5 protein-coding genes and 1 pseudogene are annotated in these 9,825 nt (G+C 66.5%); 2 read left to right on the forward strand and 4 right to left on the reverse strand.

All coding sequences use genetic code 11. From position 1 onward, the window contains the following. Positions 1-55: 55 nt before the first annotated feature. The 3 genes from IB225_RS19990 to IB225_RS20000 are packed head-to-tail and all read right to left on the reverse strand — an operon-like array spanning position 56 to position 7,751. Complete coding sequence (locus IB225_RS19990) at positions 56-3,142, reverse strand: efflux RND transporter permease subunit (RefSeq protein WP_192314698.1); 3,087 nt, start codon at positions 3,140-3,142, stop codon at positions 56-58. A gap of 5 nt (positions 3,143-3,147) precedes the next feature. Further along, complete coding sequence (locus IB225_RS19995; RefSeq protein ID WP_192314701.1) at positions 3,148-6,612, reverse strand: efflux RND transporter permease subunit; 3,465 nt, start codon at positions 6,610-6,612, stop codon at positions 3,148-3,150. Then, the gene (locus IB225_RS20000; protein WP_192314704.1) at positions 6,609-7,751 is read right to left on the reverse strand and encodes an efflux RND transporter periplasmic adaptor subunit; all 1,143 of its coding nucleotides are present in this window, start codon (positions 7,749-7,751) and stop codon (positions 6,609-6,611) included. Before IB225_RS20000 ends, IB225_RS19995 begins: the two co-directional genes overlap by 4 nt. Positions 7,752-8,112: 361 nt before the next feature. Here IB225_RS20000 and IB225_RS20005 point away from each other — a divergent pair, with 361 nt between their 5' ends. After that, positions 8,113-8,511, forward strand: a complete 399-nt coding sequence (locus IB225_RS20005) for a cytochrome c (protein WP_192314743.1) — start codon at positions 8,113-8,115, stop codon at positions 8,509-8,511. A gap of 7 nt (positions 8,512-8,518) precedes the next feature. Then, entirely contained in the window at positions 8,519-8,974 is a 456-nt protein-coding gene (locus IB225_RS20010) for a cytochrome c (RefSeq protein WP_192314707.1), read from the forward strand. A gap of 158 nt (positions 8,975-9,132) precedes the next feature. On the opposite strand, the pseudogene IB225_RS20015 reads toward IB225_RS20010, so the two are convergent. Further along, positions 9,133-9,825 (reverse strand): annotated as a pseudogene (locus IB225_RS20015) (hypothetical protein); the annotation flags it as partial.

The raw sequence follows: 9,825 nt of genomic DNA on the forward strand, positions 1-9,825 counted from the left end.
CGATATCCATCCAAAGAAAAAAGCCGGGCATTGCCCGGCTTTTTTGCTGTCCGCATCAATCCCCTTGCGGGCTGGCGGCGCTTGCCACGACAGGCGACTCGCCGCGGCGCTGGCGAGCGCGTTTGATCGAACGGGCCGTCCCGCTGCGCAAGTCGTCCAGCAATGCGTAGATGGTCGGCAGGAACAGCAGGCTGACCACGGTGGAGAACGCCAGGCCACCGGCGATGGCGCGCGCCATCGGGTGGTAGGGCGGCATGCCGTCGGCCGTCTGCGTATTCAGCGCAATCGGGATCATGGCCAGGATCGCCGTGCCCATCGTCATCATGATCGGGCGCAGGCGTTCGCGACTGCCTTCCACCAGCGCATCCGTCCGCGCCATGCCACGCCGCCGGAGATTGTTGATGTGCTCGATCATCACGATGCCGTTGTTGACCACCACGCCCATCAGCACCAGGATGCCGATCACGGCCATGATGTTCATCTCCGTTCCCGTCAACCAGAACAGCCAGTACACGCCGAAGATCGAGAACAGCACGCAGGACATGATGGCGACCGGGAACAGCAGCGACTCGAACACCGCCGCCATGATCACCAGCATCAGCACCAGCGCGATCATGATCGCGGTCACCATCTGGTCCATGCCGTCGAAGTTGATGTTGAAGCCGGCGCCGTTGAACGTGTAGCCGTAGCCGGGCGGGAACTCCATGCCGTCCAGCGTGGTTTCCACGGACTTGCGCGCGTCCTCCATCGACACATCCTTGGCGAGCCCCGCCTCGATCCGCAGCATGGTCTGTCGGTTCAGGCGCTGGATGGACGTGGCAGCGGGATTGACGTTGACGTCGACCATCGCCAGCAGGGGGACTTCCTGACCCGAGGCGCTGCGCACCATGAACGAGGACAGATCCTCGATGCCGTAGTGGTCCGATCCGGCGAAGCGCACGTTGACCGGGATCTCCACGTCGTCGCGATGGAAATCGCGCAGCGACGATCCGCGCAATGCCATGCCGACGAACTGCGCCACCTGTTGCGCGCTGAAGCCGTAGGACGCAGCACGCTCGCGGTTCACCTGGACCGCCAGCTCGGAATTGGCGTCGCCGACATCCACGCGCACGTCGCGCAGTTTCGGATCGCGCGCCAGGATCGGCATGATGTCCTCGGCCAACTCCTGCAGGGTCTGGCTGGAATCGCCGATCAGGCTGAAGCGTACGCCCTGGCCTTCGCTGCCCATGCCGCCCGGCCAGCCGATACCGATCTTGGCCCGCGCCGACTGCGGCAAGCCCTTGCGGACCTCCTCTTCGATCTTCTTGCTGACCTCGCGGTCATCGATGTCCAGGTAGAGCCGCGTCTGCGCCCAGCCCTGCTCGGAATAGCGGCTGTACACCCGCTTGATATGGAACTCCTTGCGGTTGGCATTGACGAAATCCTCAACCCGCTGCACTTCCTTGCCCATCTCCTCCTTCGAATAAGCCCCCTTCCATTGGTAGAAGATGTTGATCTCGTCAGGATCGTTCTCGTCGCCACCGCCGCTGGTGTTCATCATCGGGAAGACGCTGATCGCCGAGATCAGCAGGATGCCGGCGACACTCCAGCCGCGGTGCTCCAGTGTCCAGCGCAGCACGCGTGCGTAGCGGGCCTGCAGACGGCTGATCAGCGGCGATTTCACCGCAGGCGGCGTCTTCATCCGTGCCGACAGCATCGGGATCAGGCTCACCGCCACCAGCCACGACGCCAGCAGCGAGAACGAGATGGTGACCGCCAGCTGCGACAGGTAGATCGTGATGATGTTCTTCTCGCCGAACATCATCGGCAGGAACACCACGCAGTGGCACAGGGTGCCGGCCGACAGCGCGATGGCGACGTGCCGCGTGCCGATGATCGAGGCTACCTCGGGCTGGTCGGGGAACTTCTCCCGCTCCTGGTAGATGCTCTCGACCACCACCACGGCGTTGTCGACCAGCATGCCGACCGCCAGCAGCAGGCCCATCATCGAGATGATGTTCAGGCTGATCCCGACGAAGTACATGAAGCCCAGCGTCATGATGAAGCAGATCGGGATCGCCATCGACACCATCAGCGTGGATGGCCAGTGACGCAGGAATGCGTACAGCACGATCACCGACAGCACCAGGCCGATCGCACCGGCCTCGGCCAGCGCGAGCAGCGAACTGGTCACCGCCTTGCCCGAGTCCCAGGCCACCTCGATGTCGACCCCGCGCATGGCCGGGTCCTGCCGCAGCACCTCGACTTCCTTGCCCACCGTCCTCGACAGGTCCACCAGGTTCGCCGAACGCTCCTTGTAGATGTCCACGCCTACGCTGGGCTTGCCTTCCATCTTGCGCACGTAGTTCATGCGCTGCGGCTGCAGGCTGACATCGGCGATATCGGACAGGCGCGTGCCGCGGCCATCGATAGGCAGGTCACGCAACGCCTGCAGTTCGAGCAACTCGCCGCGCGGCTGCACGCGCAGGCGACGGCCGTTCTCGGTGATCTGCCCGGCGGACACGGAGAAGTTGGCCGCCTGCAACTTGCTGACCAGCTCGTTGAGCGCGACCCCGTGCGCGCTGATGCGATCCTTGTCCAGCGCCACCAGCACTTCCTGCCTGGCCACGCCCTCCACCTCCACGCGTGCCACGCCCGGCAGCCGCTCCAGATGCTGCTTGATGCTGCGCTCCAGCAGATCGGCGCGGGCCGTCAGGTCTTCCTGGCTACTGAGGCGCAGGCTGATCGCCTCCTGGTCGCTGGTGCTCCAGCGCTGCACGTAATAGCGGCGGAAATCGTCCGGCAGCTCGTCCCGCACCGCATCGATGCGTTCGCGCGCCTCGGAGGCGGCCATCGCGATGTCCCGGTCCCAATCGCTGAATTCGACCTGGATCTGGCCGCCTTCGGCATTGGCGCGCGAGTTCATCGTCTTGATGCCCGGCATCGTGGCGATGGCTTCCTCCACCGGACGCAGCAGGTTGCGCTCGACCTCTTCCGGGGTCGATCCCGGATACGGCAACGACACGAAGAAGAACGGGATGGTGGCTTCCGGCTCGGCCTCCAGTGGCAGCCGGAACGAGGCGATCAGGCCGATCACCACCATCGACACGAACAGCATGATGGTGGTGACGGGACGCCGGATGGACAGCTCGGTAATGTTCATCCGGATCAGCCCTCGACGCCGCCGAGAGGATCGTCCTCGTGCGAGATCACCTGCTCGGCCTGCGCGGCGACCAGTCGCGCGCGACGACCGCGTTCGGCGTAGAACTCATCCGGCTTGCGGTCCAGCAGGTCGTACACCACCGGGATCACCAGCAGCGTCAACAGCGTGGACACCAGCAGGCCGCCGATCACCGTGATCGCCATCGGGGAGCGCACTTCGGCACCCTGGCCGAAGGCGAGCGCCAGCGGCAGGAACCCGAACACCGCGCACAGGGTGGTCATCATGATCGGGCGCAGGCGCGAGCGAGCGCCCTCCACCAACGCGACGCGCTTGGCCACGCCCTCTTCGCGCAACTGGTTGACCTTGTCGATCAGGATGATGGCGTTCTTCACCACCAGGCCGACCAGCAGGATCAGGCCGATGAACACCACCACCGACACCGGCGAACGGGACAGCAGCAGGGCCGCCACCGCACCGACCAGCGCCAGCGGGATGGTGAACAGGATGACGAACGGATGCAGCAGCGATTCGAACTGCGACGCCATGACCAGGTAGACCAGGAAGATCGCCAGACCGAACGCGAACAGCAGCGACTTGATCGACTCGCCCAGCTCCTCGCCCTGGCCGCCGATGCGCATGCCCACGTCGGTGCCCAGCGGGTTCTCCGCCACCATGTCGCGCACTTCCGTGATGGCAGTGCCCAGGTCGATGTCGCGCAGGTTGGCCGAAACGATGGCCACGCGACGCTGGTCGGCACGGTGGATCTCGCTCGGACCGGTGGTGGCGATGACGTCGGCCACCGAGATCAGCTCCACCGGCTTGTTGCCGCTGGGATTGACGATGAGGCGGCGGATGTCGTCGACCGAGGCTCGCTCGGATTCCTGCACGCGCACCAGAACGTCGATCTTGCGGTCGCGGAAGCTGTAGCGCGTGGCGACGTTGCCGCGCACCTTGTTGACCACGGCATCGGCGATCTGTCGCGTGGTCAGGCCCAGCGCAGCTGCGCGGTCCTGGTCGAACACGATCTGGATTTCCGGAAAGCCCTGCTCCACCGTCGACTTCACGTCGGCGTAGTGCGGGCTCTGCCGCAGCAGCTCGGCCAGGCGGTTGCCTGCCACGCGGATCGACTCCAGGTTGTTGCCCTCGATCTCGATCTCGAGCGGCGCCGCCAGTGCGAACAGCTCCGGGCGGGCGAAGTCGACCTGGGCCTCCGGCCACTGCTTCATCGTCTCGCGCAAACGTTCGGTCAGCCCCTGCTCGCGCGCGTTGTCGGTCATCACCACCGACAGCTTGCCGATGTTCTCGCCGCTTTCGGTGGGACTGGCGTCGAGCCGCGTGCCGGTGCCGGATACCCCGTAAAGCAGACGCACGCCATCTTCACCCGCGTGCGCACGCTGCACCTCGCGCACCAGGGCGTCGGTCTGTGCGAGCGGCGTGCCCGGCGGCAGCTTGGCGGTCATTTCGAAGCGGTCCTGCGCCAGCTGCGGAATCAGGTCCACGCCCAGCAGCGGCAGCGCAGCGAGGGTCAGCGCGAACGCCAGCGCCGCGCCGCCCAGCACGGGGACGGGACGCTTCAACGCGGCCGGAAGGATCCGCAGGTAGCCGGCTTCGGCCCGCCCATACGGCGCCATCGCCAGGTCACTGGCCTTGCGCATCACCGGCCCGATCACCGCGGCGAGGCCGCGGAAGATCCGCACCACCAGCCACACCAGCCAGAAGAAGCCATAACGGAACAGGGCGCCGATACCACGTCCCGCATAGGCCGCCGGCTTCTTCCAGCGGCTCTCCGGACGCCACGGCTCACGCGGCGTCTCGGCCGGGAATTCCAGCGGCGGACGGCCCTTCAGGGCGCTCAGCATCGGGATCAGCGTCATCGACACCACCAGCGACACCGCGATGGCGATCGACACCGTCAACGCCTGGTCGCGGAACAGCTGGCCGGCGATGCCCTCGACGAACACCAGCGGCAGGAACACCGCGATCGTGGTCAGCGTCGATGCCACCACCGCCATGAACACCTCACGCGTGCCCTTGATCGCCGCTTCAAGGATGCCCATGCCGCGTTCGCGGGCCTTGGCGATGGACTCCAGCACCACGATCGAGTCGTCGACGACCAGGCCGGTGGCCAGGGCCAGGCCACCCAGCGACATGACATTCAGGCTCAGGCCCAACTGGCCCATGAAGAAGAATGTGGCGATGATCGAGATCGGCAACGACAGCGAGATGACGAAGGTGCTCCAGCCATCGCGCAGGAACAGGAAGATGATCAGGATGGACAGCAGGCCACCGATCACCGCATCGACCTTGACGTCCTTGATGGCGTGGCGGATGAAGACCGACTGGTCCTCCACGGCCGTCATCTCGATGTCCTTGGGCAACTCTTTGCGGATGATTTCCAGGCGCTGTTCCAGCGCATCGGCGGTCGACACGGTGTTGGCGTCACCTTCCTTGTAGATCGCCAGTTCCACCGCCTCGTGGCCGGCGCTGCGGATCACCGCTTCGCGCTCCTTGTAACCCTGGCGCACATCGGCCACGTCCTTCAAACGCACGCTGGGCGCACCACCGCTGGCGTCGCTGCGAAGCGCGGCGATCACGTTGGGATCGCTGCTGCCCAGGATCGCCGTCATCAGCTGCTGGTTGGTGCCGGTCGAGCTGCTGGACGAGGATCCTGCCGCCGTGGTCAGCAGCATCTCGCGCATCTGTTCGACCGTAGTGAACTGATTGACGGTGCGCACCAGGTAACGCTGCGAGCCTTCCTCCAGGCGGCCACCGGAGAGGTTCACGTTCTCCTGCTGCAGACGCTGGATCACGGTATCCAGCGACAGGCCCAACTGGGCCAGCTTGCGCTGGTCGATGTCGACCTGGACTTCGTCTTCCAGGCCACCGCCGACCTTGACGGCGGCGACGCCCGCAACCGGCTCGAGCTTGCGCTTGAGGTCGTCGTCGGCGTAACGACGCAACTCCATCAGTCGGCGGATCGCATCGGCCTCGTTGCCGGCCTCCTGCTTCGAAGACAGTGCGAGGCGCATGATCGGCTGGGTGGACGGATTGAAGCGCAGCAGCACCGGAGCCTTGGCCTCCAGGGGCAGCTGCAGCGTTTCCATCTTGTCGCGCACGTCCAGGCCGGCCTGTTGCATGTCGGTGCCCCACGCGAACTCGAGCACCACATCGCTCTGCCCGGTGCGCGAGATCGACTTGAGCTTGCGCAGGCCCTTGACGATGCCCAGGGCCTCTTCCGCCGGTTGCGAGATCAGCGTTTCCACTTCCGCCGGCGCCGCACCTTCATAGTCGGTGCGCACGGTCAGCGTCGGATAGCTCAGGTCCGGCAGCAGCTCGACCTTCAGGCTGGACAGCGAGATCAGGCCGAACAGCACCAGGGTGAGCGTCATCATCGCGATGGTGACGCGCCGGCGCGTGGAGAACTCGATCAGGTCGAAGCCACCGCCGGACGAAGGTCCGTGCGCACTCATTGCTTGCTCGCTTCTGCGGCCGGCGCCTTGGCCACGGTGGCAGCCTTCTTGTCCTGTCCGATCACCTGCACGGCGCTGCCTTCGCGCAACGCTGCCTTGCCTGCGATCACGACCTGGTCGCCGGGCTTCAGACCTTCGCGCACTTCGACCCACCCGGCATCGTTGTAACCCAGCTTCAGTACAGCGCGCTGCGCCTTGCCATCACGGACCACGTACACGGCAGGCTCGCCGCCGTCTTCCAGCAGGGCGGTGCGCGGCACCACCAACGCATCGGCGCGCTGGTCGTAGTTGATGTTGAGGCGACTGAACATGCCCGGCTGCAATTCGCCGTCGCCGGAGAACGAGGCCACCACGCGGAACGTACCGGTTCCGTTGTCGACCACCGGCGCGACGCGATCCACCGTACCCGTGAACTTCTTGCCCGGCAGTGCATCCACCGCCAGCCCGACGGCCTGCCCCGGCTTGAGCTTGGCGATCTCGCGCTCGGGCACATTCAACGTGGCTTCCAGCCGTGAGGCGTCGACGATGCGGATGATCGGCGAGTTGATCTGCACGAAGTTGCCGGACTTGATGGAGCGCGATGCGACGACGCCGGAGATCGGCGCGGTGATCGTGGTGTAGGACAGTTCCAGCGACGCGGCGCGGTAGACGGCGCGCGCGTTCTCCAGGTCGTACTTGATCTGGTCCACGTCGTTGGCGCTGATCATCCGCTGTTCGACCAGTTGCTGGGCGCGCCGGTAGTTGTTCTCCAGCTTGTGCATCTGCGCTGCGGCCTGGGCGACCTGCAGGCGCGGGCGGTCAGGGTCCAGCCGCACCAACGCCTGGCCGGCACGGACCACCTGCCCTTCCTCGACCAGCACGGCCAGCGCGACACCAGAGGTCTTGGCAACGACCTGGGACTCGCCCAGCGCCTCCAGCGTGGTGGTGCCGCTGTAGCTGGCGGCCACTGCGCGCCGGGTGGCCTGGGCCACCTCGACCGGGACGGCCTCGGACTCCTTCTTTTCCTCGCCGTTCTTGGCCTGGGCCTCGGGCGTGGGACCACCCCCCTTGCAGGCGGACAGGACCAGCAGGCCGCTGAGCACGGGGATCAGTGCGAGGCGCAGGTAGGAACGGCCGGAGTGGGGGCGGGGTCGGGACATGGGGCGGTACCGTGGTGGTGTTGTGGTGGTGTTGTATGAAGGTATATCACCCCTGAACGACTTCCATGCGCCGAAGGTCATGGTGACTTGCGTCGGGCTTCGTGCTGCCCCCTCGAAAGTTCGCAGCGCGACCATGGCGCGCGGACGCCATCGCTCGACTGTTAGCTGCTTGTCCGGTGCCATGTTGTTGCCAACGTCGACGTGCAGCGCCGCGCGGCAACCACTCGGCGGCGCGTCGTCAGTGGCGGAACAGGCGGACTGCACCGTGCCTGTGCGTGACATTCGGTCGCAGGCTATACTGCGTTCAGCCAAGCGCTGCGGTGGTCCGTGGCGCGCGCAACCTGAGAGTTTTCCGAGAATGATGCGACCGCTGCCGCTCGCCGCTTGCCTTGCCTTGGCCGCCCTCCCGCTGGCCGCCCTGACCGCCCAACAGGAAACCCCGGCCGCGCCGGCCACCGCCGAAGCAGCCGCCCCGGCAGCCGCTCCCGCCGCCGCACCCAAGCCGCTGGTCGGCAATCCCGACACCGGCCGTACCCTCACCTACACCTGCCAGGGTTGCCACGGCATCGAGGGTTACAAGAACGCCTATCCGAGCTTCAAGGTACCGAAGATCGGCGGCCAGTCGGCCGACTACCTGGCCAACGCGCTGATCGAGTACCGCAACGGCAACCGCAAGCACCCCACGATGCAGGCCCAGGCGCAGAGCTTCTCCGACCAGGACATCGCCGACATCGCTGCTTTCCTTTCCACCGTCAAGTAATCCCACCATGCCCAACGCCAAGCACGCCCAGCGTCTAGCCATCGTCCTGTTTGCGGCCCTCACCCTGGTGGCTTGCTCGAAGGAAAGCACCGAGGCTTCGGCCGAGAATCCCGGCCACGCCAGCGGCCAGCACGGTTCCAGCTCGTCGGCCGGCCTGCCGAAGGGCCACATCGCCAAGGGTGAGGAACTGGCCAAGGCCAAGGGCCAGGCCACCGGCCAGAGCTGCGTGGACTGCCACGGCGCCGAAGGCAACGCGCCGATCGACGACACCTACCCCAAGCTGGGCGGCCAGTACGGCGACTACCTGGCGCATGCGCTGCAGGCCTACCGCAGCGGCGATCGCCAGCACGCCCTGATGTCGCCGCAGGCCGCCAGCCTGAGCGACCAGGACATCTCCGACCTCGCCGCCTACTTCGGCTCGCGCCCCGCGCAGCTGCGCGACCTGCACAACGTGCACCGCTGAGAAGCTGTCTTCCCTCGCCGGGAATGCAAAACGGAGCCGCAAGGCTCCGTTTCTGTTTGTGGTGATGCTGGTTCCTGTGGGAGCGATGTCAGTCGCGATGAACTGTCCCAATGCTCTATCGCGACTGACATCGCTCTCACAGCTCCCCCACCTGGTGATCAGCTGTCGGTCGGAATCGGCTTGCGCTTGACCGGAATGTCCGGCGGCGGACGCGCTTCGGGCGGATCGGGGAACAGGCTGCCGAGGCCGCAGCCACCGCCCAGTTGCAGCACCGAGATCGAACACTTCAGTTTCATGTTGGTGCCCGGGATGGGGATGTCGACCTCGCGCACGTTCCGCCGCACCCACTCCGCCAGCAGCGATTCGCTCGGCACCCAGTACTTGTCGAAGCTGGTGGGCTCGTAGTCATAGGGCGGGCGCTGCAACCAGGTGCCTGCCTCGTCCAGCCGCTCGCGCGTCCACTGGTCGTTGCCGCCGCCGGGGGCGCCACGCTGCGCCGTGGCGATGTCGCCGGCATTGCCGGGCACGCGCAGACTGCCATCCGCGTTGTAGAGCCCCGGCTGGGTGCGGCCGTCGGCTGCGCTGTCGCCGGCCACCTCGCGCCGCGAGTTGCCCCAATCGTCCGCGCGCGCCGGGGTATTCCATCCCCCTGCCTGTGCGGCCGGCAGCGGGCCACGCGTGGTGGACGAAGGCGCCGTCGTGCCGCGGGGCGCCGTAGACGCCGCGGTCGATGTCCCCGGCGCGGGGGCAGTGGATCGCGCGGGCGATGCCGACGTGCCGGTCGTGGCCGGTGCGGGCGCAGGCGTCGCGGCGGCCGGCGCGGGCCGCGGCGACGGCTCGCGGATCTCGGC

This window comes from Pseudoxanthomonas sp. PXM02 (assembly GCF_014851805.1).
In the GTDB taxonomy this organism is placed as follows: Bacteria; Pseudomonadota; Gammaproteobacteria; order Xanthomonadales; family Xanthomonadaceae; genus Pseudoxanthomonas_A.

What these genes read in the sequence shown, in the direction of transcription:
- IB225_RS20000 (WP_192314704.1), bottom strand. Translation starts at nt 7,751, where the DNA reads ATGTCCCGACCCCGCCCCCACTCCGGCCGTTCCTACCTGCGCCTCGCA.
- IB225_RS19995 (WP_192314701.1), bottom strand. Translation starts at nt 6,612, where the DNA reads ATGAGTGCGCACGGACCTTCGTCCGGCGGTGGCTTCGACCTGATCGAG.
- IB225_RS19990 (WP_192314698.1), bottom strand. Translation starts at nt 3,142, where the DNA reads ATGAACATTACCGAGCTGTCCATCCGGCGTCCCGTCACCACCATCATG.
- IB225_RS20005 (WP_192314743.1), top strand. Translation starts at nt 8,113, where the DNA reads ATGCGACCGCTGCCGCTCGCCGCTTGCCTTGCCTTGGCCGCCCTCCCG.
- IB225_RS20010 (WP_192314707.1), top strand. Translation starts at nt 8,519, where the DNA reads ATGCCCAACGCCAAGCACGCCCAGCGTCTAGCCATCGTCCTGTTTGCG.